The 25,784-nt window shown below is 68.0% G+C and carries 24 protein-coding genes; 21 read left to right on the top strand and 3 right to left on the bottom strand.

The window, feature by feature from the left end:
* Positions 1-69: 69 nt before the first annotated feature.
* The 3 genes from ACQU6B_RS08040 to ACQU6B_RS08030 are packed head-to-tail and all read right to left on the bottom strand — an operon-like array spanning position 70 to position 4,576.
* On the bottom strand, positions 70-2,262 hold the full coding sequence (locus tag ACQU6B_RS08040) for a transglutaminaseTgpA domain-containing protein (RefSeq protein WP_430867029.1): 2,193 nt from the start codon (positions 2,260-2,262) through the stop codon (positions 70-72).
* Positions 2,259-3,548, bottom strand: a complete 1,290-nt coding sequence (locus ACQU6B_RS08035; protein WP_430867028.1) for a DUF58 domain-containing protein — start codon at positions 3,546-3,548, stop codon at positions 2,259-2,261. The genes ACQU6B_RS08040 and ACQU6B_RS08035 overlap by 4 nt, the downstream gene beginning before the upstream one ends.
* A complete protein-coding gene (locus ACQU6B_RS08030; protein WP_430867027.1) occupies positions 3,545-4,576 on the bottom strand; it encodes an AAA family ATPase in 1,032 nt (343 codons plus the stop codon). The genes ACQU6B_RS08035 and ACQU6B_RS08030 overlap by 4 nt, the downstream gene beginning before the upstream one ends.
* A gap of 195 nt (positions 4,577-4,771) precedes the next feature.
* Here ACQU6B_RS08030 and mraZ point away from each other — a divergent pair, with 195 nt between their 5' ends.
* The 21 genes from mraZ (at position 4,772) to ACQU6B_RS07925 (ending at position 25,783) form a co-directional block, all read left to right on the top strand.
* A complete protein-coding gene (mraZ, locus tag ACQU6B_RS08025) occupies positions 4,772-5,239 on the top strand; it encodes a division/cell wall cluster transcriptional repressor MraZ (protein ID WP_430867026.1) in 468 nt (155 codons plus the stop codon).
* Positions 5,240-5,364: 125 nt separating this feature from the next.
* A complete protein-coding gene (gene rsmH / locus ACQU6B_RS08020) occupies positions 5,365-6,351 on the top strand; it encodes a 16S rRNA (cytosine(1402)-N(4))-methyltransferase RsmH (RefSeq protein WP_430867025.1) in 987 nt (328 codons plus the stop codon).
* Positions 6,348-6,761 (top strand): hypothetical protein, encoded by a 414-nt coding sequence (locus ACQU6B_RS08015; RefSeq protein WP_430867024.1) that lies wholly within the window; start codon positions 6,348-6,350, stop codon positions 6,759-6,761. The genes rsmH and ACQU6B_RS08015 overlap by 4 nt, the downstream gene beginning before the upstream one ends.
* A 3-nt stretch (positions 6,762-6,764) precedes the next feature.
* Entirely contained in the window at positions 6,765-8,558 is a 1,794-nt protein-coding gene (locus ACQU6B_RS08010; protein WP_430867023.1) for a peptidoglycan D,D-transpeptidase FtsI family protein, read from the top strand.
* Between the two features lie 11 nt (positions 8,559-8,569).
* The gene (locus tag ACQU6B_RS08005) at positions 8,570-10,165 is read left to right on the top strand and encodes a UDP-N-acetylmuramoyl-L-alanyl-D-glutamate--2,6-diaminopimelate ligase (RefSeq protein WP_430869227.1); all 1,596 of its coding nucleotides are present in this window, start codon (positions 8,570-8,572) and stop codon (positions 10,163-10,165) included.
* Positions 10,162-11,631 (top strand): UDP-N-acetylmuramoyl-tripeptide--D-alanyl-D-alanine ligase, encoded by a 1,470-nt coding sequence (locus ACQU6B_RS08000; protein ID WP_430867022.1) that lies wholly within the window; start codon positions 10,162-10,164, stop codon positions 11,629-11,631. Before ACQU6B_RS08005 ends, ACQU6B_RS08000 begins: the two co-directional genes overlap by 4 nt.
* On the top strand, positions 11,628-12,710 hold the full coding sequence (gene mraY / locus ACQU6B_RS07995) for a phospho-N-acetylmuramoyl-pentapeptide-transferase (RefSeq protein WP_430867021.1): 1,083 nt from the start codon (positions 11,628-11,630) through the stop codon (positions 12,708-12,710). The genes ACQU6B_RS08000 and mraY overlap by 4 nt, the downstream gene beginning before the upstream one ends.
* Positions 12,692-14,071 carry a UDP-N-acetylmuramoyl-L-alanine--D-glutamate ligase gene (gene murD / locus ACQU6B_RS07990; protein ID WP_430867020.1) on the top strand — a complete coding sequence of 460 codons (1,380 nt, stop codon included), beginning with the start codon at positions 12,692-12,694 and terminating at the stop codon, positions 14,069-14,071. The genes mraY and murD overlap by 19 nt, the downstream gene beginning before the upstream one ends.
* A gap of 9 nt (positions 14,072-14,080) precedes the next feature.
* Positions 14,081-15,292 carry an FtsW/RodA/SpoVE family cell cycle protein gene (locus ACQU6B_RS07985; RefSeq protein WP_430867019.1) on the top strand — a complete coding sequence of 404 codons (1,212 nt, stop codon included), beginning with the start codon at positions 14,081-14,083 and terminating at the stop codon, positions 15,290-15,292.
* Positions 15,285-16,403 (top strand): undecaprenyldiphospho-muramoylpentapeptide beta-N-acetylglucosaminyltransferase, encoded by a 1,119-nt coding sequence (murG, locus tag ACQU6B_RS07980; protein ID WP_430867018.1) that lies wholly within the window; start codon positions 15,285-15,287, stop codon positions 16,401-16,403. Before ACQU6B_RS07985 ends, murG begins: the two co-directional genes overlap by 8 nt.
* Positions 16,400-17,800: a UDP-N-acetylmuramate--L-alanine ligase gene (gene murC / locus ACQU6B_RS07975; protein WP_430867017.1), complete on the top strand. Its 1,401-nt coding sequence runs from the start codon at positions 16,400-16,402 to the stop codon at positions 17,798-17,800. Before murG ends, murC begins: the two co-directional genes overlap by 4 nt.
* Positions 17,793-19,058, top strand: coding sequence for an FtsQ-type POTRA domain-containing protein (locus tag ACQU6B_RS07970; protein WP_430867016.1), 1,266 nt, complete (start codon positions 17,793-17,795; stop codon positions 19,056-19,058). Before murC ends, ACQU6B_RS07970 begins: the two co-directional genes overlap by 8 nt.
* 133 nt (positions 19,059-19,191) lie before the next feature.
* Complete coding sequence (gene ftsZ / locus ACQU6B_RS07965; RefSeq protein WP_430867015.1) at positions 19,192-20,364, top strand: cell division protein FtsZ; 1,173 nt, start codon at positions 19,192-19,194, stop codon at positions 20,362-20,364.
* 58 nt (positions 20,365-20,422) lie between these two features.
* A complete protein-coding gene (locus ACQU6B_RS07960; RefSeq protein WP_430867014.1) occupies positions 20,423-21,172 on the top strand; it encodes a polyphenol oxidase family protein in 750 nt (249 codons plus the stop codon).
* A gap of 94 nt (positions 21,173-21,266) precedes the next feature.
* Positions 21,267-21,731, top strand: a complete 465-nt coding sequence (locus ACQU6B_RS07955; RefSeq protein ID WP_430867013.1) for a cell division protein SepF — start codon at positions 21,267-21,269, stop codon at positions 21,729-21,731.
* 19 nt (positions 21,732-21,750) lie between these two features.
* Complete coding sequence (locus ACQU6B_RS07950) at positions 21,751-22,041, top strand: YggT family protein (RefSeq protein ID WP_430867012.1); 291 nt, start codon at positions 21,751-21,753, stop codon at positions 22,039-22,041.
* A gap of 134 nt (positions 22,042-22,175) precedes the next feature.
* Positions 22,176-23,204 carry a DivIVA domain-containing protein gene (locus ACQU6B_RS07945; RefSeq protein ID WP_430867011.1) on the top strand — a complete coding sequence of 343 codons (1,029 nt, stop codon included), beginning with the start codon at positions 22,176-22,178 and terminating at the stop codon, positions 23,202-23,204.
* A 105-nt stretch (positions 23,205-23,309) separates the two neighbouring features.
* A complete protein-coding gene (locus ACQU6B_RS07940; protein ID WP_430867010.1) occupies positions 23,310-23,762 on the top strand; it encodes a TraR/DksA family transcriptional regulator in 453 nt (150 codons plus the stop codon).
* Entirely contained in the window at positions 23,759-24,322 is a 564-nt protein-coding gene (lspA, locus tag ACQU6B_RS07935; protein ID WP_430867009.1) for a signal peptidase II, read from the top strand. Before ACQU6B_RS07940 ends, lspA begins: the two co-directional genes overlap by 4 nt.
* On the top strand, positions 24,315-25,235 hold the full coding sequence (locus tag ACQU6B_RS07930) for an RluA family pseudouridine synthase (RefSeq protein ID WP_430867008.1): 921 nt from the start codon (positions 24,315-24,317) through the stop codon (positions 25,233-25,235). Before lspA ends, ACQU6B_RS07930 begins: the two co-directional genes overlap by 8 nt.
* A gap of 44 nt (positions 25,236-25,279) precedes the next feature.
* Entirely contained in the window at positions 25,280-25,783 is a 504-nt protein-coding gene (locus ACQU6B_RS07925; protein ID WP_430867007.1) for a GNAT family N-acetyltransferase, read from the top strand.
* Position 25,784 lies beyond the last annotated feature (1 nt).

The raw sequence follows: 25,784 nt of genomic DNA, 5'->3' as shown, positions 1-25,784 counted from the left end.
GAGCCGCGCTCACCGCTTTGTGCGGTTCGCGAGTCTCGCCGCGTGAGCGACCTGCGTCCGTTCGCCGCGCTATCGGGCTACGGGTTTGCCCTTGACGGCGCGCTCGACCTCGGACGCGACTGCACGGGCATCGGCCTCCAAACCAGTGTTGCCAGGGTCCTCAGCCTCGCCAAGGCGGTAGCGCGAGTCGGAGACCGCTGCCGTGACACGGGCGAGCGCCTCCTCACCGGATTCGCTCAAGTGAGCGTGTAACGGACGCAGCTTCTCCTCGATATGGGCTGCCGCCTCGAGGGGCGTGAGCGCTGACGGCCAGCCGATGCTCGTGCCCAGGTTCTCGCCCAGAATCCGCCAGGCGCGCTCGGGCTCGGTGACGGCGAGGTGGTGACGAGGCCGCCTCCGCCACCATCGAGTCGCGCCAACCGTGCCGGCCGCGAGCAGCAGTCCCGCCGCGATCCACCAGCCGACACCGGGGCCGTTCGCGTCGCTCTGAGCGCCGCCCGTCGCATCCTGCACCACCGGATTGGGGAGGTCTCCCGCCTGGTCGGGGCGCACGGAGTCCGGCACCGTGCCGGTGGATTGCCCTGCCCCTGCGGTGGGGTCAGCGTAGGTGGGAGGCGCCCCGGTCTGGATGGCGGGTGTGGGCTCGAAGCGCACCCAGCCCTCCTCGGCGAAGTACAGTTCCGGCCACGCGTGGGCATCTGAGCCGCGCACCGCGAAGGTGTTGTCGTCGGTCGCCGCGCCCCCCAGGAACCCCACGGCCAATCGGGCGGGAATGTCGAGCGACCGCGCGAGCACCACCATGGCGGTGCCGAACTGGACACAGTACCCCGACCCGGAGTCGAGGAACTCGGAGACCGAGTCGTCGCCTGTGGGAGGGACCGTGGTGTCGTAAGTGAAATTGAGTGGGCTGCGCAGGTACTGCTGGATGGCCATCGCCTGGTCGTAGCGGGTGTCAGCGCGTTCCGTCACGTCCCGCGCGAGGGTAGACATCCGCTCCGCGTCGATGGCGGGGGACAGCTCCAGGTAACTTGGGTCGACGGCTTGGTCCGCGCCGCCGTCGATCTCAGCCTGGGTCGCGACGAGGACGTCCCGCTGGTGGTAGTTGAGGTCTGTGACTACCGAGTAGAAGAGGTCCTTGGTTGTGCTCTGGTCGCTGCTGACCTCGTCCTGGTCGGCGTAGTAGAACCACGTGGAGCCGACGTCTACGGTGCGTGGCGCGCTCGGAATCGGGAGGTTTTTCTCCGACAGTCCTCGCACCTGAATGTCGACGCGTTCGCGCTCGCTCGTGTCCCAGTCCTGGACCGCGGTGGGCCACAGCACCCCAGCGTCGGCGGGAACCGATGCGCTGGTGGTCGGGTCGCGTTCCCAGGAATTGCCGTCGAAGTCCGTCAGCGTGTACAGCCGCAGGGTGTCGGTCGGCTCGCCGGAGGACGTCGCGTACACCAGGACCGTGGTGCCCGACTTGGTGGTGAGCGAGCTCCGTAGGTCGAGGGCCAGGTTGAGTCGGGTAGTACCGTCAAGCCCGCTGGGGGCCTCGAATCGCGGGATGACGCCCCACCCTGGGGCGCCGACGGCGAGCGGCGCGAGTAAGACGGCAGCGGCGACGACGGCCCCGACGGTTGCTGTCGCGGCGACGGGGTTGGCGGCGCGCGGTTGGCTGGAGGGGATCCGCGTGAGGGCCATCGCGCCCACCCAGCACGCGATGGCGAGCACGAGGTACCGGACGGACACCTGGTGCTGAAGTATGGCCGCGGGCAACCACGGAAGCAGCAGCAGGATACCCGCGGTCGCGGTGAGCCCCCACGAGACAGACAGGTGCTCGGCTGCCAGAAATATGATGAGAACCGAGGCTGCCATCAGCGCGGCAAACCCCGGGGTGGCGACCACCGGGATGGTGGAGACCTCCGCGTGGTGGATGCCCTGCGCGATGGCGCTGCTCAGGTCTCGCAGCGCCGCGGGCGTGGGCAGTACATGGTGGGATCCGTCCGCGCGCTCGGCGTAGTTCCAGATCAGGAGGAGCAGTGCGCCCGCCGCACCTACCGCGGTGGGGATCCACTTGGAGGCCGTGCGCCGGCGGGTAAAGGCGACGAGCGCCGCGACGGCAAGGACGGTGGCGATGACCGTGCGAACCCAGGTGTCGTAGTCGATGACGATGTCGAGTCCGGCTAGCCCCAGCAGCGCCGCGAGCGCGATCAGCAGCGTCACCAGCCATGAGGGGTTCGCCGCGCGCACCGTCGGGGCTGCACGACCTCGCCGGGTCACTGGCCGCCACCCGCAACTAGTTCGTTCCAGACCGTCGGGAGGTCGTCGCGCATTGACGCGGTGATGGCCTTCCACCCGGAGCGGCTCAGCGCCGATGCGGTGTGCTCGGCTCGCTCGTCGTGACGCATCCCATCGCCGGTGCGGACGATGGCCCACGCGCTCCCGGTGTCTCCCAGCGGGACCAGCGCAGCCAGGATGTCCTCGGGAAGGGGGTCGAAGATTGCGACGACTACTTCTCCGAACGCGGCCTCCCTCACGGCGAAGGTGGCGGCCCGACGGGTGTTGTCGAGTGAGTCCTCCCGCGTCACCGGGACGCCGAGGTCGATGGTCGCGTTCAGAATGCGCGCCCGGGCGCCATCGCGGGAGTCCGAGCCCGCCAGGGCATCGACGTCGAGGGGTGCGTCCGCGCCAACGAGGCGCACGGGGTGGCCGGACTCGAGCACGGAGACAGCCACCGACGCCGCCGCGCTAATGCTCCATTCCGCAGCAGCCGGGTTGACGGGCAGGTCGAGCAGCACAGTGGCCGGCCGCACCCCGGCACGCTCGTCGGCACGCACTACCATCTCGCCGCGCCGGGCGGTGCTCTTCCAGTGAACCCTGCGCAGGTCGTCCCCGTCGCGGTAGTCCCGCAGCGACACGTCGTCGGCGGACGGGGTGCGCGCCCCCATGACCACGCGGTCGGACTGCCCCATGATGGCACTGGTCGCCGCGGAGAGATCGGTGATGCGCGGCCACACGGGGACGTTCTCGACGTTGCCCGCGGGTACGTCCGCCCAGATCATGCCCAGCGGTTCGGACACCTTCACGAGCGCCGGTCCGAGCGGCCACCGGCCGCGATGAGTGGCGTTGACCTGGTAGTCGAGGCTCAGCTCCTCGGCGGAGCGCGCGACGGTCGCCTTGGTGGCGAGGCCACCGGTGAGTTCCGCGGCAGCCTGCTCCCTGATATCTAGCGACGAAGCTAGGGCGCCGCTGAACCCCAGGCGTTGCCGGTGTCGGGAGGTGCGGATGCTGACGTTCACCGTGCCAGATCCTCCCGCGGTGAGCGGGTGGGGAGTGACGGTTCGCCAGGCGTCCGGGAAACGCCGCCGGAACATCGAGACCGCGGCGACCAGCCACACGACCGCGACCACGACGGTGGCCACCATGGCGACGCCCACCCACACCAGGATGGTGCTTGCGAGGCCGACGCCCAGGATCGCGATGACCACCCCAGAAGCGCCCACCCCGATGCCCCGCGCGGTCATCACCGTCGAGGACCCGGGGGTGCGCAGGGGGCGTCGGGTCATTGAACTGCAGCCGCCTGCGGCCGGGGGAAGGCGCGCTCGCGCCGCGGTGGAGAGTCGCGCGCCTCGGCGGGCACCGGCATGCGCGCGAGGATCTCGCGGACCACCTGATCGGAGGTGCGGCCCGCGAGCCGGGCCTCGGTCGAGGAGATGAGCCTGTGCGCGAGCACGGGTACCGCGAGGGCCTTGACGTCGTCGGGCAGGACGTGATTGCGCGCGGCCATCGCCGCCCTGGCCTTGGCCGCCGCTAGCAGCTGCAGGGCTGCGCGCGGTGACGCGCCCAGACGGAGGGCGCCATCGGCCCGCGTCTCCCTGGCGATGTCGACGATGTACTGCTTGACCGCGGGAGCCGCGTAGATGCGGCGCACCACGCCGATAAGTCGGGCCACCGTCTCGGTGTCGGACACCGGGGTCACTTCCGCCAAGGGGTCGCGCCCGTCGTGTGCCTCCATCATGGCCATCTCGTCACGGGCGGAGGGGTAGCCGACGGAGACCTGTGCCATGAACCGGTCCCGCTGAGCCTCGGGCAGGGGATAGGTACCCTCCATCTCGATGGGGTTCTGGGTCGCGACCACCAGGAAAGGACGGGGGACGGCGCGAGTCGTTCCGTCCGTGGTGACTGACCGCTCACCCATGGCCTCGAGCAGCGCAGACTGCGTCTTGGGCGAGGCGCGGTTGATCTCGTCGGCAATGACCACGTTGGCGAAGACGGGCCCGGGCCTGAACTCGAAAACAGCATCGGCGGCACGAAAGATGCTGACTCCGGTCACGTCTGACGGCAGTAGGTCGGGCGTGAACTGGATGCGCCCCACGGAGCATTCGATGCTCGCCGCGAGCGCGCGCGCCAGCGTGGTCTTGCCGACCCCGGGCACGTCCTCCATGAGCAGGTGACCCTCGGCGAGCAGCGTCGCGAGAGCCGCGGTGACTGCGGAGTCGAGCCCGGACAGCACGGTCGAAATCGACTCTCGGATTCGCGCGGTGACCTCGGCGACCTCGGTGAGTTCCGCCTCTGTGGGCAACGGCTGTGGCATGGGTGCTCCTTTGCGGTTCCTCATGAGCCTATGCGATTGGAGGACGCGTAAACCGCTCCACTTAGATTTATTGGTTCTTACCTGGGGATTTACAAGTCTGAAGCGTCCAATATGGGCATTCAACCCAAAAAGTGGAGAGAAGTGGAGTAATGTGGGGACAACTGGCGAGTCGTGGCGTTGGGGAGGTGAATGGACGTGTCGGAGACAACCGCACATGGGTTGGGCCCCACAGGGGTCTTCCTTGGCACGTTCACGCCCAGGCTGGACGACAAGGGCAGGCTGATCCTGCCCGCAAAGTTCCGCGGTCGGTTGGCCTCCGGGCTGGTCGCCACGCGCGGCCTGGACCGCTGCATCTTCCTCTTCCCGCTCGACGAGTTCGCGAGTATCCACGATCGGCTACGCAAGGCCCCGCTCGAGAACAAGAACGCGCGTGACTACCTGCGCAACTTCCTGGGGTACGCATCCGACGACATCCCGGACAAGCAGGGACGCATCCTGCTGTCGCAGCCGCTGCGGACGTACGCGGGCATCGACCGCGAGGTCGCAGTCGTGGGTCTAGGTTCGCGGGTTGAGATTTGGGACATCGACGCGTGGAACGAGTACCTCGAGCGCGGCGAGGACGAATACGCAGCCACCGCAGCAGAAGTTTTCCAAGACATGTAACGCCGACGTGCCCCGTGGCCTCCACCCGCGCGACTCTGACGGACTTCCCCCCGACAGAGAGCCGGAGGGAGACCTCGGGGCACGTCACCTTAAATCACAGCAATCGCGACTCGTAAGGAGGGGCAATGACGCAGGACGCAGCTTCCCGGCACCAGCCGGTCATGCTTGACCGCTGCATCGACCTCCTGGCACCCGCGCTCGAGGCGCCCGGCGCGATAGCGATCGACGGCACGCTCGGGATGGGCGGTCACACCGAGGCGCTATTGCGCCGGTGCCCGCAGGTGACAGTCGTCGGCATTGACCGCGACACAGACGCCATCGCTCTCGCTAGCGAGCGGCTGGCGCCCTTCGGCGACCGCTTTGTGGCGCATCACGCCGAGTACGACGACATCGCGGGTGCGCTCGCGCGCGTCGGGGCGAAGAGGGCCGACGGAATCCTGCTGGACCTGGGCGTGAGCTCGCTGCAGATCGACGAGGCCGAGCGCGGGTTCTCCTACGCTCAGGACGCCCCTCTCGACATGCGCATGAATCGCGAGGACGCGACCACGGCCGCGGATCTGCTCGCAAACCTGTCGGAGCGGGATCTGGCACGTATCTTCCGCGAGTACGGCGAGGAGCGCTTCGCGCCGAGGATCGCGCGCTCGATAGTCCGCCGCCGCGAGACCGAGCCGATCACCCGCAGCGCGGATCTGGTCGAGCTGGTGCGCGCGGCGATTCCCGCGGCCAAGCGCCAGACCGGGGGCAACCCGGCCAAGCGCACTTTCCAAGCGCTCCGGATCGCGGTCAACCGTGAACTCGAGGTGCTCGAGCGCACCATCCCGACCGTGATCGAGGCCACCCCGGTGGGCGGGCGGATCGTCGTGATGTCCTACCACTCGCTCGAGGACCGCATCGTCAAGCAGGCCTTCGCCGCCGGCGCCACCGCGTCGGCGCCCCCCGGGATGCCGATCATTCCGGACGAGGACCAGCCGTACCTCAAGCTGTTGACTCGCGGAGCCGAGATGGCGAGCGAGGCGCAGGCCGAAGATAATCCACGCTCCAAGCCGGTGCGCCTGAGGGCCGCCGTACGCACTCGTCTCACCCCCCTCGAGCGACTCAGGAGGACCTCGTGAGCGCGGCACCGCTGCGTCAGCAGCGCCCATCCGCGCGTCCCTCAGACCCTCGCGGCAAACCGGCACAGGCACCCCGACGACGCGAGCACCTGCGCGCGGTCGCGGCACCGGAGCAGATGCGGTCGATGGTTCCGTTCGCCTGGGTCTGCGTGTCGATCGTGCTGGCAGCGATGGCGTCGGTGCTGCTGCTGAACACCACCATGGCGAGCGGCGCGTACGAGCGCCGCGACCTCAAGATCGAGATCGCCGACCTGCACCAGGAACGATCGACCCTGGTGACCACGCTCGAATCCAACTCGTCGCCCCAGTTCCTTGCCAAGTCGGCTGCGGACATGGGCATGGTGCCCGCCGAGACGCTGGGCTTTGTTTCGCTCGAAGAGGGCGTTGTGCTCGAATCGGGCGGGGAGTAGCAGATGGCAACTACGCAGCGTTCCGTCGCCCCGACCGTGGGGCACCCCGTCAAGCGCCAGCGGATCCTCGCGATGGCGCTGCTCGCGCTGATGGTGGTCTTCGCCGGCCGCCTGGTGCTCGTCCAGGGCGTTAACGCCGCGGAGCTCTCCCAGGTGGCGCTCGCCCAGCGACTCGTCACGTCGGAGGTCGACACCCAGCGCGCGGACATCGTGGACCGCAATGGGGTGGTGCTGGCCACCTCGGTCAAGCGCTACAACGTCGGGGTCAACCAGAAGCTGCTCGCGGAGTTTACGCGCACCGAGAACGGCCAGATCGTGGCGGAGGGTCCGCTGGATGCGGCCAAGATTCTCGCGCCCATCCTGGGGCTCAAGGAGTCGGAACTCGCCGCGGACATGATGGGCGACAGCACCTTCAAGTACATCGCGAAGGACATCACTCCCGAGACGTGGGCGCTCGTGAGCGACGAGAACATCTACGGCATCGAGCCGGAACCCACCTCCGAGCGGGTCTACCCGAACGGCGACATCGCTGGCAACGTGGTGGGATTTGTGGCGGGAAGCTCCGACAGCGTGGGGGAGAAGGGTGCCGCGGGCACCGAACTCCTGTATGAGGACGAACTGCTGGGTAAGCCCGGGTCCATCACGTACGAGAAGGGCGGCGGAGGCACGATCATCCCCACCGGCGAGTTCGAGGAGACCCCGGCCGTGCCTGGATCGACCGTCGTGTTGACCATCGACCGCGACATTCAGTGGCAGGTGCAGAAGATCGTCGCCGAGGCGCTGGAAACAACCGGTTCCGAGCGCGCCATGGTGACCGTCGAGGACGTGCAGACCGGAGAGATCCTGGCGCTGGTGGACTCCGATTCGGTGGACCCCAACGATCCCGGCGCCACCGACGCCAACGCCCGCGCGGCACGCACGGTCTCCACCGTGTTCGAGCCCGGCTCGACAGGCAAGGTCATCACCATGGCGGCCGCCCTCGAGGAGGGCGTGGCCACGCCCACGTCCGAGTTCACCGCGCCGTACCAGTACACGACCTCCAACAATCAGACGTTCAAGGACTCCCACGACCTGGGCACTCAGAAGCTCACGCTCGCGGGCGTCCTGGTCCAATCGTCGAACACCGGCACGGTGCAGGTGGGGGAGAAGCTCTCCGAGGAGACCCGCTACGACTACCTCTCCGCCTTCGGCTTCGGCACCCCCACCAACGTGGGCCTGCCCGATGAGTCGGGCGGAATCCTGCACCCCTGGCAGGACTGGGATGGCCGCACCAAGTACGCGGTGCTGTACGGGCAGGGTGTCTCGGTGACCGCGCTGCAGACCGCGCAGGTGTACCAGACCGTCGCTAACGGGGGAGTACGGCTTCAGCCCACCATCGTCAAGGGTCTTCAGCACGCGGACGGCTCCTTCACGCCGCGCGAGCTAGACGAACCCACCCGCGTGATCTCCGAGAAGACCTCGGACGAGTTGATGCTGATGCTCGAGGACGTGACCGAGGAAGGCACCGGCGGGCTCGCCCAGATTGAGGGCTATCGAGTGGCGGGCAAGACGGGTACCGCCCAGGCCGCCGACGACAACGGGCAGCTCACCAAGATCATCGCGTCATTCGTGGGGATGGCACCCGCCGACGACCCGCGTATCGTCGTATCCGTCATCATGTACGAACCGAAGACCTCGATCTGGGGCGGTACTGTGGCGGCGCCGGTGTTCAAGGACGTTGCGACGTTCGCGTTGCAGGCGCTGCGTGTGCCCCCGTCAGGCGAATCGGCGGAGCTTTACCCGACCACCTGGGAGTAATTTTGGCTGAGATGGCGCTACGCCCGTCCAGTGTCGCGCCAGTCTCGCTCGGCGAGGTCGCGGCCCGTTCCGGCACCGCTTGTCCCGAGTCTGCCCGCGATGTGAGCGTGTCCGGCGCGAGCGTGGACTCGCAGAACATCGCCGCGGGCGACCTGTTCGGGGCGTTTGCGGGCTTCAAGCGGCACGGCGCGGTTTATGCGGCCGATGCGGTGGCGTCCGGTGCCGTCGCCATCCTCACCGACGCCGCGGGAGCCGCGCAGCTCGAGCAGGCTGGCATCGGCGTGCCGATACTGGTCGCGGCCGATGCCCGGCGCGCCATGGGCGAGGCGGCGGCGCTCATCTACGGCGACCCGTCCCGGGACCTGGTTTTCATCGGAGTCACCGGCACCAACGGAAAGACCACCACCAGCTATTTCATCGACAATGCCCTCGCCCAGGCCCACGCGCACCGCGGGCTGATGGGAACCGTAGAGCTGCGAATCGGCGATCAGGCAATCGAGAGCCCGCGCACCACTGTGGAGGCACCCGTCCTGCATGCTTTGCTGGCGCGCATGCGCGAGGAGGGCGTCACCGCGGCCATCACCGAGGTGAGTTCGCACGCGGCGCAGCTCGAACGCATCAGCGGAGTCGAGTTTGCGGTGGCCGTCTTTACCAACCTGCAGTGGGACCACCTGGACTTCCACGGCACCATGGAGAACTATCTCGCCGCCAAGGCCAAGCTCTTTGAGCCCGGCCGGGCCCGCCGCGGAGTCATCAACATCGACGACCAGTGGGGACGTCAGCTCGCGTCCCAGGTCGCCATCCCGGTCGAGACCGTGGCGACCAGGCTGGAAAGCGCCCAGTCCGACGCGGCGTTGGCGGCTGACTGGGCAGTGACCGACGCGGACGTCGGCCTCGACGGGGTGGGGTCGCGATTCACTTTCCGCGACCCGCAGGGTGGGCTGCACGAGGCCCATAGCCCGTTGCCCGGTCTGGTCAACGTCTCGAACGCGATGGTGGCGATCGTCACGGCGCACGCGGCCGGCATCGCGCTCGCCGACGCAATCAATGGCGTCGCTAGCGCGCACGGTGTGCCCGGGCGCATGGAGCGGGTCATCGAACGCAGCGATGAGGACCCGCTCGCGATCGTCGACTACGCCCACACGCCCGATGCGCTGACGCTCGCGCTCGAGGGGGTGCGGCCGATCACGCCGGGCAAGCTAATCCTGATCTTTGGCTCCGACGGCGACCGCGACCAGGGCAAGCGCCCGGTGATGGGCGAGATTGCCGCGCGGCTGGCCGACGTGATCGTGCTCACCGACGAGAACCCGCGTTCCGAGGAGCCGGCCGCGGTTCGCGCCGCGATCCGCGCTGGAATCGAGAAGGTTCGTCCGTCGCTGGCAGACGTCCACGAGGTCGAGCCGCGCGTGGCCGCGGTGGAGTACGGACTCCGACTGGGCGTGCCGGGGGATACCGTGATCGTGACCGGGAAGGGCCACGAGCCCACGCAGGAGGTGGCCGGAGTGTTCTATCGCTACAACGACCGCGACGCCTACCTGCAGGCGCAGGCCCGCATCGTGGCGGAACGCGCCGGCGAAGAGAGTTTCCAAGAGAGGGACGCGCAATGAGGCAGTTGACCGCGCAGTGGGTCGCGAACGCAGTAGGCGGGACCCTGGTTGCCGACGTCGACGTGCGCGTCACGTCAGTAGAGAAGGACACCCGCGACGTCACGCCGGGGGCGCTGTACGCGGCGTTCATCGGGGACCGTGTAGACGGTCACGACTACGTCGACCAGGCAATCGCCGCAGGCGCGACGCTGTGCCTGGTGCAGCACGCCGTTGGCGCCCCGCACGTCATGGTCGATGACGTGACCGAGGCTCTGGGGCGGCTAGCGCAGGCCTACCTCGCGCTGCTGCGCGTCGAGGGCGACCTCACCGTGGTGGGAATCACCGGCTCAAACGGCAAGACCTCGACCAAGGACCTGCTGGCACAGGTGCTCCCCGACGTCGTGGCTCCAGTCGGCAGCTTCAACAACGAGATCGGGCTGCCGCTGACGGTGCTGCGCGCGGACGAGTCCACGCGTCACCTGGTGTTGGAGATGGGCGCGAGTGCGCCGGGAGACATCGGCTACCTGACCGCCATTGCGCCGCTGGACATCGCGGTGGTGCTCACGGTTGGTTCAGCGCACGTGGGCGGCTACGGCTCCATCGGGGCGCTGGCGGCGGAGAAGTCCACCATCATCGACGGAGTCGTCCCGGGCGGCACGGTGCTGCTCAACGCGGACGACGGTCGCGTCATTCGCATGCGGGACGTCCCAGCGGTCCACGCCAAGAGCCTCACGGTGCGCACCTTTGGGGCGACAGAGGACCCGGCGGTCAGCCTCGTGGCGTCGCGACCACGCCTGGTGGAAGGCCGCGCGGAATTCACGCCCGTCGTCCAGACGTCCTTCGCGTCCGACGCGCCTTTCCATGACCCCGACGACCCGGGCCAGAGCGCGGGGGAGTCGGGAACGGACGCCGTCCCCTACGCGATTCAGCTCGCGCTGGTGGGGGAGCATCACGTGACCAACGCGCTCGCCGCGATCGCGGTGGCGCTGACGTGCGGCATCGAGTATTACAAGGCGATCGACGCGGTCGCGGCCGCGCGACCGCTGTCGGCGCACCGCATGGCGGTGACCACCCGCACCGACGGCGTCACCGTGATCGACGACTCGTATAACGCTAGCCCCGAGAGCATGCGCGCCGCGCTGCGCGCGCTGATGGCGGTGGGCGAAGCCGGGCGCACCTTTGCCGTGATCGGGGAGATGCTTGAGATGGGGGACGCGTCCATCGCGGCCCACAGCGACATCGGCCAGGACGTGGTGAGGCTTGGTGTGGATCACCTGCTCGTGGTGGGAGCCGGGGCGAGGGCAGCCTTCACATCCGCGGTCCAAGAGGGGTCGTGGGGTGACGAGGCCGCCTGGGTCGCTACGATTGAGGAGGCCCGGACGTTCCTGAGCGAGCGGCTGGCCCCCGGAGACACCGTGCTGGTCAAGGCGTCGCACGGATCCGGGCTCTGGAAGCTTGCAGACCAACTTGTGGGAGTGAATGAATGAGAGCGGTCGTAGCCGCGGGAGCGATTTCGCTGGTGCTTTCCCTATTGGGGACGCCCCTTCTGATTCGGTACCTCACTCGGCGCCAGTACGGTCAGTTCATTCGTCAGGATGGGCCGGCGAGTCACCACGTCAAGCGCGGAACGCCCACCATGGGCGGCATCGTCATCATCCTGGCGGCCGTGCTCGCGTGGCTCATCGCGAATATCGGGACGGGGAGGCTGCCCAGCGCATCGTCTATCCTCGTGGTTTTCCTCATGGTCGGACTCGGCCTGGTGGGATTCCTGGACGACGGCATCAAGATCACCCGCGAACGGTCGCTTGGCCTGCGCGCGCGCTGGAAGTTCCTGGGTCAGGGCATCATTGGCGTCACGTTCGGAATCCTCGCGCTGCAGTTCTCCAACTCGCGCGGGCTCGCCCCGGCCTCCACCTCCATCTCCTTCCTGCGCGACACTGCCCTCGACCTGGCCTATTGGGGACCGGCGGTCGGCATCATCCTGTTCGTGGTGTGGTCGAACTTCCTGATCACCGCGTGGTCCAACGCCGTCAATCTGACCGATGGCCTGGACGGGCTCGCGACCGGGACGGCGATCGTCTTCTTCGGTGCGTACGTCCTGCTGACCATCTGGCAGGGAAACCAGACCTGCGGCATCGGCGAGAGCACCAGCCTCTGCTACGAGGTGCGCGATCCAGGGGACCTCGCGATCCTCTCCGCGGCCATCGCCGGCGCGTGCTTCGGGTTCCTGTGGTGGAACGCCAGCCCCGCCAAGATCTTCATGGGAGACACAGGCTCCCTCGCGCTCGGCGGCGCCATCGCGGGCCTGACCATCGTGTCGCGCACCGAGGTCCTCGGCGTGATCATCGGCGGACTATTCGTCATCATCGTGCTGAGCTCGGTGCTCCAGATCGCATCCTTCAAGCTGACCGGTAAACGCATCTTCAAGATGGCCCCGCTGCATCACCACTTCGAGCTGATCGGCTGGGGCGAGGTCACCATCGTGATCCGCTTCTGGATCATCGCGGGGCTGTGCGCGGGCGTCGGCATGGGCCTGTTCTACGCGGAGTGGGTCAGCTCGCTGTGACGCTAGACGGCTTGCGCGTGCTCGTCCTGGGCGTGGGTGTCGCGGGGTCCTCGGCACGTACCGCCGCATTGGAGTTGGGGGCGACGGTCACAACCGTCGACTCGAACGGCAGCGCCGATGCCCTCAGCACAGACGATGTGAACCTCGCCGAATTCGACGTCGCGATGGCGTCCCCCGGCTTCGCGCCACACAGTGCCGCGGTGACCGCCTGCGAGAGCGCCGGGCTCGAGATCTGGTCGGAGATGGAGTTCGCGTGGCGGGTGCGCCGCCAGGACATCCCCTGGGTGCTGATCACCGGCACCAACGGCAAGACCACCACCACGCAGATGGTCGGGGCCATCGCAGCGGCCGCGGGCCTCGATGTCGCGGTGTGCGGCAACATGGGGGTGTCGGTCATTGCCGCCGCGCGTGAGCAACACGACCTGGTGGCGGTCGAGATCGCCAGCCTGCAACTGCACTTCAGCTCCACCATCGCCCCACTCGCGGCCGTGGCTCTCAACGTGGATGACGACCACACCGACTGGCACGGCGGCATCGAGAATTACCGCGCGGCCAAGGCGCGGGTCTACCGCAACGTGGAGGTCGCCTGCGTGTATCCAGCGCACGACGAGCGGATCGAGGCGATGGTCGCGGACGCGGACGTGCAGGACGGGTGCAGGGCCATCGGCATCACGCTCGGCGCGCCCACCGTATCCCAGCTCGGGGTGGTCGACGGAGTGCTGTGCGACCGCGCGTTTAGCGAGACGCGTCGCACCGAGGCGCTCGAACTCGGCCACGTCGATGACCTGCAACACCTAGTGGCGGGCGCAGTGCCGCCGTATCTGATCTTCAACGCGCTCTGCGCCGCGGCGCTCACCAGGGCCGCCGGCGTGCCAGCGTCCGCGGTGCGCGACGGGCTGCGCGGGTTTGCTCTGGACGCGCATCGGACGGCGACCGTGCGCGAACTCGACGGTGTCACGTACGTGGACGACTCCAAGGCCACCAACGCGCACGCGGTGCTGGCGGCCTTCGGCGGCCGCGAGCAGCGCTCGGTGGTGTGGGTTGCGGGCGGGCTTGCCAAGGATCAGGACTTCGACGAGATGGTGCGCTCCATCGCGCCACGCGTGCGGGAGGTGATCCTGATCGGCGTGGATCCGGAGCCATTGCTTCAGTCGCTGGCGAGACACGCGGCAGATATCCCGGTCACCTGCGTTGAACCGGGAGACACTGTCATGACGCGGGCAGTGGCCGCCGCGCGCATCGTGGCACACGCTGGCGACACGGTATTACTGTCGCCCGCTTGTGCATCTATGGATCAGTTCCGCAGCTACGCGGATCGCGGGGATGCTTTCGCTCAGGCGGTGAAGGCGCTAGGGAGATAGGACTGGGGCATGACGGCAACCGCATCAAAGCGTGACGCCTCTGCATCGTCTATTCGTTCCGCCGCCACCTCGTATTACCTCCTGGTCGCGGCGACCACCATCCTGGCCGTCATCGGACTGGCGATGGTGCTGTCGAGCTCCTCGATCCTGTCGATCAAGCAGACGGACGGTAACCCATACGCGCTGTTCATGATCCAGGCGGCGGCGATGACCGTCGGGCTCGTCGCCCTGATCATCGGATCGCGACTGAGCGTCAAGACCTGGAAGCGGCTCGCCCCTGTGGTGCTGCTGGGCTCGCTAGTGCTGCTGGTGCTGGTGTACCTGGTCGGTTCCGCCTCCGGCGGTAACAAGAATTGGCTCCCCATCGGGCCCGTGACTATCCAGCCCTCCGAGATTGGCAAGCTGGCAATCGCCCTGTATCTGGGCGTCGTGCTGTCGACCTTCCGCAACGAGCTCACCAGCCTCAAGCGCGCGCTCGTTCCCGGCGGTATTGGCGCCGGTGCAGTGCTGATCCTGGTGCTCGCCGGACACGACATGGGTACGGCCATGGTGATGGCGCTCATGATCGCGGCCGCGTACTGGGTGGCCGGATTGCCCGCAAGGTTCTTCGGGCTCTTCGCGATCGTCGGCGGCGTGGGCGTGATGTACCTGCTTCAACAGGGCACCAGCCGCATGGCACGCATCAACACGTTCTTCTCGGATACCTGCGACGTCCAAGGCGATTGCCAGCAGACCACGCATGCCGAATGGGCGCTCGCCTCGGGCGGGTTGTGGGGACTCGGGCCCGGCATGAGCCGCGAGAAGTGGGGCGGTCTGCCCGTCGCGGACAGCGACTTCATCTTCGCGGTGCTCGGCGAGGAGTACGGGATCGTCGGAACGCTACTGGTCCTCGCCGCGTTCGCGATGATCGTGGTCGCGGTCACCCGCATCGTGAGCCGCTCGCGCGACCCCTTCGTGCAGATCGCGGGCGCCGCCATCGGCTTCTGGATCGTCGGCCAGGCGTGCCTCAACATCGCCGTAGTCATCGGCCTCGCACCGCCCACCGGGGTTCCGCTACCGATTCTGTCCTCCGGAGGCTCGTCGCTGATCATGTCCATGACCGCGATAGGTGTGCTGATGGCGTTTGCCAGGAACGAGCCCGGGGCGCAGCAGGCCTTCGCCGCTCGCTCCTCGGTGATTAAGCGTTCGCTCACCGTGTTGTCGAGGGGGCGTCGTGGCTAAGTCATTCCTGCTCGCGGGGGGTGGCACGGCCGGGCACGTCAACCCGCTGCTCGCCACCGCAGCCGAGCTCACCCGGCGGGGACACTCCGTCACCGTATTGGGCACCGCGGAGGGACTGGAGCAGGACCTCGTCCCGCGCGCCGGTCTGCCGCTGCTCGAGGTGCCGCGCGTGCCGATGCCGCGCCGACCCTCGCCGGACATGTTTCGCTTTCCCGGCCGCTGGCGGGCCGCCGTGGCCGCTGCCAAGGACGCGATCCGTTCGAGCGGCGCCGATGTGGTGGTGGGGTTCGGCGGGTACGTCTCCACTCCCGCGTACGTCGCCGCGCGCAGGCTCAAGGTGCCGATCGTGGTTCACGAGGGCAATGTCCGCCCCGGAATGGCAAACAAGCTCGGAGCCAGGTTCACCGACCACGTCGCCGTGACCTTTGCGGACACGCCCCTCAAGGGGGCAATCGAGACCGGGCTGCCGCTGCGCAGCGAGATCACGGAGCTGGCCCGCACGCTCGCGGAGCCCGGCGCGCGCGAGGGCGCCCGCCGCGCGGCGCGGGAGGCCCTCGGCTGGCCGGCAGACGCCCCCGTCGTGCTCGTCACGGGAGGGTCGCAGGGCGCGGCCAGCGTGAACGAGGCCGTCGTCGCCGCGGTGCCGACCCTGCTCGATCACGGGCTGTACGTGCTGCACGCCACAGGGCGCGGCAAGGACGACGACGCGCGTCGCGCACACGGAGACCTCAAGGCGAAGCTGCGCGACCGGTACGCGGTCCACGAATATCTGCACGACATGGCGACGGCGCTCGCGGCGGCCGACGCCGTGGTGTGCCGCAGCGGCGCCGGGACGGTGGCGGAGACCACCGCGATGGGTATCCCTGCGCTCTACGTGCCGCTCCCGCACGGCAACGGCGAGCAGGCCCTCAACGCGAGCGGCGCCGTCGCGGCGGGTGCCGCCGAACTGATCGACAACGCGGACCTCACCCCGGAGCTGCTCGTGCTCGCGACCGAACGTATGGTGCTGGACCCTGAGGTGGCGCAGTCGATGCGCGCAGCGGCCGCGACCGTAGGCATCGCGGATGGAGCGAGTCGGCTTGCGGACATGATCGAGGCGGCGGCGCGGTGACGGACTCAAGCGCAGCAACGGACGCCACCACGGCGGACCGCGGGCGCGTCCACTTCATCGGGGTGGGCGGCTCGGGGATGTCCGCCGTCGCGCGGCTCATCGCGGCCCGCGGTTACTCCGTGAGCGGCTCCGACCGGGGCGAGAGCGCGTACTTCAGGGCACTGCGCGACGCTGGAATGGACGTGCGTGTCGGTCACGACCCTGCGCTCGTCGACGGCGCCGTCGCGGTGGTGATCTCCACCGCAATCCGCGAGTCCAACCCGGAGCTCGCGCGGGCTCGCGAGGCTGGAATCGACGTGTGGCACCGGTCCGAGGCGCTCGTGCGCGCCCTCGAGGGGCAGCGAATCATCGCGGTCGCCGGGACACACGGTAAGACCACCACCTCCGCCATGGTCGCGCACGTGCTGCACCACTGCGGAATCGACGCGAGCTACGCGGTGGGCGCGCGGGTGTTCGGCATCGACGGCGCGGTGGCGGGTGGCTACGCGGGCACCGCGGGAATAGCGGTGGTCGAGGCGGACGAGTCCGACGGATCGTTCCTTCGGTATGACGCGGACGTCGCGATCCTCACGAATGTAGAGCCCGATCACCTGGACTTTTACGGCACCGTCGAGGCAATGGAGGACGCGTTCGCACGTTTCGCCGCCGCGGCCTCGACCCTGGTGGTCTGCGCTGACGACGCCGACGCGTTGCGGATCGCGCAGGGCTCCGGCCATGGCGCCGATGCGGTGGTGACCTATGGTCACGCGGCCGACGCGGACGTGGTGGTCTCGGACGGCCAGATGCGACGCGCGGACACCACCTTTGACGCGGGCCTGGTCATGCCGGGCGATCACAACCGGCTGAATGCCGCGGCCGCGTGGATCGCCGCCGTTCAGGTGGGCGCCGACCCCCGTGAGGCCGCCGAGGCGCTCGCGACGTTTGCCGGCACCGGGCGTCGCTATCAGCTGCGGGGAACGGTCGGCGACGTGAACGTCATCGACGACTACGCTCATCACCCCACCGAGGTGAGCGCGGTGCTGCGGGGCGCACGCGAGTCGGGAGTGGGCCGCATGGTCGTGCTGTTCCAGCCCGCGCTGTTCAGCAGAACACAGGCGCACTCCGCGTCCTTCGGGCGCGCGTTGTCCCTGACCGACGCCGACGTGGTGATCGCCGGAGTTCACGGCGACCGCGAGGACCCCATCGAGGGCGTGAACTCGCAACTCATCGCGGACCAGACCCACCCGGGCGAAGGCTCTACGGTGACGGTGGTGGAGGATCTGGCCGAGGCGGCCGCGGTCGCCGCCGCGCTCGTGCGACCCGGCGACACGGTGTTTACCGTTGGCTCTGGCACCGTGACGCTCGCCGCGGACTGGATCCTCGCCGCGCTCGCGCCGTCAGCGTCCAGCGATGTCTGAGGATCGACGCCCGCCCTCGCCGCAGCAGTCAGCGCAGGGAGGGGGGCGTAAGCGCCCATCCGCGCCCCGCGCGAAGGCCGCGCCGCAGCCCAAGTCGACGGGGCAGTCCAAGGGTGCCAAGCAGGCAACTCCGCGCAAGCAGGCCAAGCCCGCCAGCGCGGCCAAGCCCGCTAGCGCGGCCAAGCCCGCCAAGTCGACGACGCAGCCCAAGCCGGCCAACGCCACCAAGCCGCGGCTCCGGGTGACCAAGCGACCGCGCACCCAGAAGGCGACCGCGCCCGACTCAGCGCCGGTGAGCACCACGCGCATCGTCGCGCGGCCGCCTAGCCCGGTGCGACCCTCTCAAGCTGGCAAAGACGACGCCACTGCAAAGCGCAACGCGCCGTGGAGCCGGATCGCGATCGCCACGTCGAGCCAGATTCGCAAGGGCCCGCGCGGGCCCGCGGGAGACGTGGAACCCGCCTCCCCGCTGACCGCGACACTCAACCACTCCAAGGCGGCGCTCGGCAATGTGACCACGCGGATGCAGGACCGGCTGAAGGAGCGCTCCAGGGCCGAGCACCGGGTCTCGCTCATCAAGTGGGCCAAGCGCGCCGCGTACGTCGGGGCCGGGGTCGTCGCCGTGTGGCTCGTGCTGTTGTCGCCATTATTCGCCCTCGATTCCGAGAAGGTCGATGCCAGCGGTTTTGGAACCGTCGTTGACCCCGCGGAAGTAGAGGCCGCTGTCGCGACTCACGAGGGGACCTCGCTGGCACTGCTCAACACGACCCACCTGGCGAACGAGATCCGGGATGTTCCTGGGGTGAGGGCAGTACAGATCGAGCGCGAATGGCCGGCGGGGCTGGCGATCACCATAGAGTCGCGCGAGCCCGTCGCGGCAATCCCGGACCCCGACGGCGGCTTCCTGCTGGTCGACGACGAGGCCGTCCAGGTGGGCCGTGCTGACGAGGCGCCCGAGGACCTCCCGTTGATCGAGGTGCCGGTGGGTGAGGACAACGTTCGCGTCCTGAAGTCGGTACTCGGAGTCGTCGACGTGTTGCCCGATGAGGTGAGCTCGCGTGTCGACATCATCAAGGCACAGACCGAGGACTCCGTGGTCTTCACTCTGCGCAAGGGGCCGCGCGTGGAGTGGGGAAGCTCCGAGCAGTCAGTCCTGAAGGCGAGAGTCCTCGAGGTACTGCTCGCGTCGGGCGACGCCGAGGACGCGAAGGTGATCGACGTCAGCGCGCCCACCCTGCCCATCACGTCCAAGGGCTAAAGTCTCGCGCGGATTATCGGCGACACGCGCGCCAATGCGACGTCGTCGCGCGCCGTGGACGTACCTTCATGGTGGATCTAGTTGACATAACTATAACCCTCATGTAGAGGGTTAATGTTTAGGGGAGAACACCATGGCCGCACCGCAGAATTACATCACCGCTATCAAGGTCGTCGGCGTGGGTGGAGGCGGCGTCAACGCCGTCAATCGCATGATCGACGTTGGCCTCAAGGGCGCCGAGTTCATCGCGATTAATACCGACGCCCAGGCGCTGCTCATGTCCGATGCGGACGTCAAGCTCGACATCGGCCGCGAGCTCACGCGTGGGCTCGGCGCCGGCGCCGACCCCGAGGTCGGAAAGGCCGCGGCCGAGGACCACGAAGAGGAGATCGCCGAGGCGCTGCGCGGCTCCGACATGGTGTTCGTCACCGCGGGCGAGGGCGGCGGTACCGGCACCGGCGGTGCGCCCGTCGTGGCCCGCATCGCACGCGGACTCGGCGCGCTCACCGTGGGCGTGGTCACGCGACCGTTCGGATTCGAAGGCGCCCGGCGCGCGGATCAGGCGGAGACCGGCATCAGCCTGCTGCGCAACGAAGTCGACACGCTGATCGTCATCCCCAACGACCGCCTGTTGGACATCGCGGACGCCGAACTCAGCGTGCTTGGCGCGTTCGCAGCGGCCGACCAGGTGCTCCAGGGTGGCGTCCAGGGCATCACCGACCTCATCACCACCCCCGGCCTGATCAACGTCGACTTCAACGACGTCAAGTCGGTCATGAAGGGCGCCGGCACGGCACTCATGGGCGTGAGCTCCGCCAGGGGAGAGGGCCGCGCGCTCGCGGCGGCCGAGGGCGCCATCGCGTCCCCGCTTCTCGAGGCGTCCATCGAGGGCGCGCACGGAGTGCTGCTCTCGGTAGCTGGTGGCTCGAACCTGGGAATCCGCGAGGTGGAGACGGCCGCGCGCTTGGTGCGCGAGGCCGCCCACCCTGAGGCGAACATCATCTTTGGAACGGTCATCGACGACTCGCTGGGCGACGAGCTCCGCATCACGGTCATCGCCGCCGGATTCGACGGCGGCTCGCCTCCCTACCGAGCGCACGACGGTGCGCTGGGCACGGTTGACGGTCAGGGCGCAGCGGTCACCGCCGCGGTGCTCGAGCCCGTCGACGCACCCATCGAGGCCGACGCGATCCCGGTTTCGTTCAACCCGTCGGCTTCCGAGGCGGCTCCCGAGACCGACGCGATCGACATCTCCGCGACCAAGGAAGAAGACGACGCGCTCGACGTGCCGGAGTTCCTACGCTGAGTCGCGGTAGCCGGTGCGCCGGTGGCGTGCAGCGCACGATGATGGCGGGGACCGCGGCGTGACGGTCGGCGACGCTGGCCTGCCAGTGCGGGCGTTCTTCACGGACTGCTCCGGCGGCGTCAGCCTGCCTCCCTTTGACTCGCTCAACCTCGCGGACCATGTGGGAGACGACCCGCAGGCAGTCCTACGCAACCGCAAAATCGTGTCAGAGCGGGCGGGAGCCACGGTCGCCTTCCTAAGAGCGGACCATGGCATCGCGGTCGCTCACGTGCGAGCGAACGCCAGGCTCCCGCTGCCGCTGGCCGACGTGCTGGTGGCCTCCGAGTCGGGAGTCGCGCTCGGCGCTATTGGCGCCGACTGCGCGCCGGTGCTGATTCACGACGCCGCATCCGGCGCGGTAGCGGCCGTTCACTGCGGGCGGGAGGGGCTGTACTTGGGCGTTATCGACGCCGCCGTCGCCGCCATCATCGATCTGCGCGGTCGCAACGCGGACTCGGGCCTGCTGACGGCGAGCATAGGCCCGACCATCTGCGGTCGCTGTTACCAGGTCCCGGCCGAGATGCGCGAGCGCGTCGCGGGACGACACCGGGCCGCGCGTTCCACCACGAGGCGAGGCGCACCGGCGCTTGACCTCCCGCGCGCGATCGAGTCCCGGCTAGCGGAATTGGGCTTCGGCGAGGTGGTGCGCTCGGATATCTGCACGATGGAGGACGAGCGCTATTTCTCGCATCGTCGCGACGGTTTGACCGGAAGACACGCGGGCGTCATCGTGTGCGCTGGACCGCGCACGGTTGGTCACATCGCGTGAGTGGCGCGGCGTGTCGCGACGGTGAATGCCACCCCGCGCCGTACCGTGAGAGCACAGATTTTTTCGTGCAACTGATGTGATTAAGGGGAATGCCATGAGCGCAATGCGAAAGGCAATTCAGTACCTCGGGTTCGACGTAAGCGAGCGCGAGGAATACGACTACGCAGAAGAGGAGCTCGCACCCGTGACGAACCTCCACGACGTGTCAGAAGTGAAGCAGCGTTCGTCGCGCTCCGACCGACACCGCGAAGCCACGCCCGCCCCCATGTCGTCCTCAGAGCTGCGTCGCATTCAGACCATCAAGCCGCGCTCCTACAACGACGCTCGCCTCATCGGCGAAGCGTTCCGCATGGGCGTCCCCGTGATCATGAACCTCACCGAGATGTCCGATGCCGACGCCAAGCGTCTTGTCGACTTCTCCGCGGGACTCTCGTTCGGATTGCACGGTTCGATCGAGCGCGTCACGACGTCCGTCTTCCTGCTGTCCCCGGCACACGTTGAGATTGGCATGGACTCGGATCCTCACCAAGAGGACCAGGCATTCTTCAATCAGGCCTAGCCTCGGTTAGGCTCACTGCGTGAAAGTTCTAGTTAGTGCTGCCGATTTCATCATTTTCCTCTTCACCTTGTTCCTCTTTGGGCGCATCGTCCTGGGGCTGGTGATGGCCTACGCCCGCGAGTGGCGCCCCCAGGGGGCGATGCTGGTGGTGACCGAGGCGGTCTATACCGTCACGGACCCGCCGCTGAAGGCGATCCGTCGCTTTGTCCCGCCGCTGACGCTCGGACAGGTGCGCCTCGACATGGCGATGCTCATTCTGTTCTTTGGAATCTTCCTGCTACGCGCAGGGTTGGCAACAATTCCCACGTAGGCCCTCTCGTTACTCAAGTGCGTGCCGATACGTAAGTGAGTAGAGTGATTTGTGACTGGCCTGTTTTTCTGACCTAGTTTGATCCCCCCACTGGCCCGCTGCGGGCCAGCCGACTGCTTGAGGTGGTAGACGAGATGGCATTGCTCACCGCTGAAGACGTGCTCAACAAGGCGTTCTCTAAGACTAAGTACCGTGAAGGTTTCGACCAGGATGAGGTTGACGACTTCCTCGACGAGGTAGCGCACACCGTTACCTCCCTGATCGCCGAACGCGACGACCTCGCCGCGCGCCTCCAGCAGGCGCAGGCGGGCGGCTCTGGCGCCCAGTATTCGGGCGAGGCGGCTCCGCTTACCGAAGCGGGCGGCGTACCCGGGACGTCCGGACTGCTCGGCGCGGCCACGGACCCCAACCCCCCCAGCCCCGCGGGCATGCTCGCCATGGCTCAGAAGCTTCACGACGAGTACGTGAACGCTGGCGAGGAGGAGAAGGAGCGCATCGTCGACGAGGCCAAGACCAAGGCCGAGGCAATCGTGGAGCAGGCGCAGGAAGACGCGAAGGGTCGCATGGACGACCTCGCTTCGGAGCGCAGCGAGCTCGAGAGCAAGATCGACGACCTGCGCCGTTTCGAGCGCGACTACCGTGCCCGCATCAAGTCGTTCCTCGAGAACCTCCTGGGCGACCTGGATCACGGAACCTCACGCGAGGTGCCGATGACTCCTGCGGCAGACGAGGCGCCGGCGGACGGCTTTACCACCGCCGCCGCGGTCGAATGGCCCGATCACACGGCGACGGAGGAAGAGTCCCCAGCGGACGAGTCCTCCGACAACGTCGAGTCCTCTGACCACGACGAGTCTTCATCTGACGAGTCCTCCGACCACGAGCAGAAGGATTCGTCGGACCACGTCGAGTCCTCAGATGAGCACGAGGAGCAGGCGCCTTCCACCACGGAAGACGCCGCGGATCAGTCAGACGACACCCCTCCGGTTCGCCAGAGCTTCGGCTACCAGCCGCCCACGCAGGCGCCGGCGAGCGGCTTCCACGGTGGCGAGCAGAACGCGGGTAACCCGTTCGCGCCCGTCACCCAGCAGCAGCCCATCGTGAGGCCGGGAGACGTCGCGGGCGGCGATGGCAACGAGCCGCCTCGGTACCCGAACGCCTTCTAGATCCAGTCACGCAACGCGCCGCACCGCTCTTTAGCGGTGCGGCGCGTTGCGTCCTAGGACAAACGGGACTAGTCTCACTCCACTAGCGCCAATTGAGGATGTAAAATGACGAGCACTGACGTAAACATCATCGTTGTCGATCCCGCAGAGATTAAAGCGGCCGATGCGAAGGAAATTCCCGTCCGCGAAGGCGATGAGCAGTGGAAGGTCTCCGAGCTCCGCGAGATCGTCAAGACGCTCAATTCCGATGTCGAGCGACTGGTAGCCGAGTTCCACGCGACCGAGACCGAACTCGACGATTTGCTCCACACCTCCGAGGGTGCAGGCGACGATCAGGCAGACGCCGGGTCGACCGCGCTCGAGCGCGAGCAGGAGATGAGCATCGTGAACAACACGCGCGACATGCTCGAACAGAGCGTCGATGCGCTGCGTCGAGTGCAGGCGCACAAGTACGGCGCATGCAGCGTGTGCGGCGAAGGAGTGGGCAAGGCCCGCCTTCAGGCATTCCCCCGAGCGTCTCACTGCGTGACCTGCAAGCAGCGCGAGGAGCGGCGTTGACCTGGCGACCAGCTCTTTGGCTGGTCGCGGCTGGAGTGGTCATCGTCGACCAGGTCTCCAAGCAGTGGGTACTTAACAATCTCGAGCCCTACGTCCTGCACCCCGTCCTGGGGAAGTGGCTGGGTATCGAGTTGGTGTTTAACTCTGGAGCGGCGTTCTCCTTCGGCAACTCCACCACCTGGCTACTCACCATCGTCGCCATCGCGGTGACCGTCGCGATCGTCTACTACGCGCGCCGAGCTCAGACGCCCGCCGCCGTGTGGGTGTTCGGCATCGGCCTCGGTGGCGCCATCGGCAACCTCATCGACCGCCTGTTTAGGGCACCCAGCTTTGGCCAGGGGCACGTCGTCGACTTCATCAACTACAACAATTGGTTCGTCGGCAACGTCGCGGATATCGCGATCGTGGCGGCCGCCATCGTGGTGGTGCTGATGGGGCTGACCGGTAGGCAGCTACTTTCCAACGCGGACGGCGACTCCGCCGACTCCGTCAATTCTCAGGTTTCCGACGCGCCCGGCGCTGGCGACGATTCCAGCCCAAAGGCGCATCCAAGTGAGTGAAACTCGTTACCTTCCCGTCCCCGACTCGCTGATCGGCGACCGTGCTGACGCGGCGCTGTCGCGCATGCTCGGCCTGAGCCGCACCAAGTGTGCGGAGCTGCTCGCCGCAGGCGCTGCCTCGCAGAATGGCGTCGAACTCGGCAAGTCATCCCGCATCGGCGAGGGGATCCTCGAAGTGACGATCCCCGACGAGCGCGAGCGCGGCCCCGAGCCCGCAGTGCCAGGCGGACTCGAGGTCGTTTACGAGGACGACGATCTGCTGGTCGTGAATAAGCCTGTGGGCGTCGCGGCACACCCGTCGCCGGGCTGGGAGGGTCCCACGGTGGTGGGCGCCCTCGCCGCGAGCGGTCACACGCTGGCCGCTGCGGGTCCCGCCGAGCGTCAGGGGATCGTGCACCGCCTCGACGTCGGCACCTCCGGGCTCATGGTCGTGGCCAAATCTGACGCGGCCTACAGCGCGCTCAAGCGAGCCTTCAAGGAGCGCACGGTAGAGAAGATCTACCACGCCATCGCGCAGGGCCACATGGATCCCACCGAGGGCACCATCGACGCACCTATCGGCCGTCACCCGTCCTCGGACTTCAAGTTTGCTGTCATCGAGGGCGGTCGGCCGTCCGTGACGCACTACGAGGTGCTGGAGATGTTCCCGGCGGCCTCGCTGATCGAGGTTCACCTCGAGACCGGCCGCACGCATCAGATCCGCGTGCACATGACCGCGATGCGCCACACGCTGGTGGGCGACCTGCAGTACGGCGCCGACCCGACGCAGGCCAAGCGACTCGGCCTGAGTCGTCAGTGGCTGCACGCCAAGGAGCTCGCGTTCGAGCACCCCACGCGCGGCGGCGAGCTGCGCGTGACGAGCGAGTACCCGGACGACCTCGCTCTGGCGTTGGACAGGCTCCGGGCCTCCTAGCCCCCTTTTGGCCGGGCGCGTTGCGCCGGGAAGGACAGTCGCCGATGCGCGTTCAGGCAGTCACTAACGAGGCCGAGTTTGCGGACGCCCTCGCTATCCGGTTCGCCGTGTTCGTGGACGAGCAGGCCGTGGACCCCGAGTCCGAGCGCGACCTACTCGACGACGACCCGCGAACCCTGCACTGCGTGGCGTATGGCGAGGATGGCACGCCGCTGGCGGTCGGGCGCCTGCTCGCGCCCCACACAGACACCTTTCACGGGGCCACTACCCAGCACGGACACATGGACCCCGCCGCGCCGCACATCGGCCGGGTGGCCGCCACCACGCAGGCGCGCGGCACTGGGGCCGGGCGCGCCGTCATGGAGTTCCTTGAGGACGCCGCGCTGGAACGCCACGGGGCCAGCGGCTCGGTCCGCGTGGAGTTGAGCGCGCAGGACCAGGCGATGCCGTTCTACGAGCGCCTGGGGTACACCGCCTACGGCGACGGCTACCTGGACGAGGGCATCATGCACCACGACTCTTTCAAGGTCATTCGCCGCCAGGACTGAC

It is taken from the genome of Demequina aurantiaca (assembly GCF_050598105.1).
Lineage (GTDB): Bacteria > Actinomycetota > Actinomycetes > Actinomycetales > Demequinaceae > Demequina > Demequina aurantiaca_A.
This window is presented reverse-complemented; position numbering and strand designations above follow the sequence as displayed.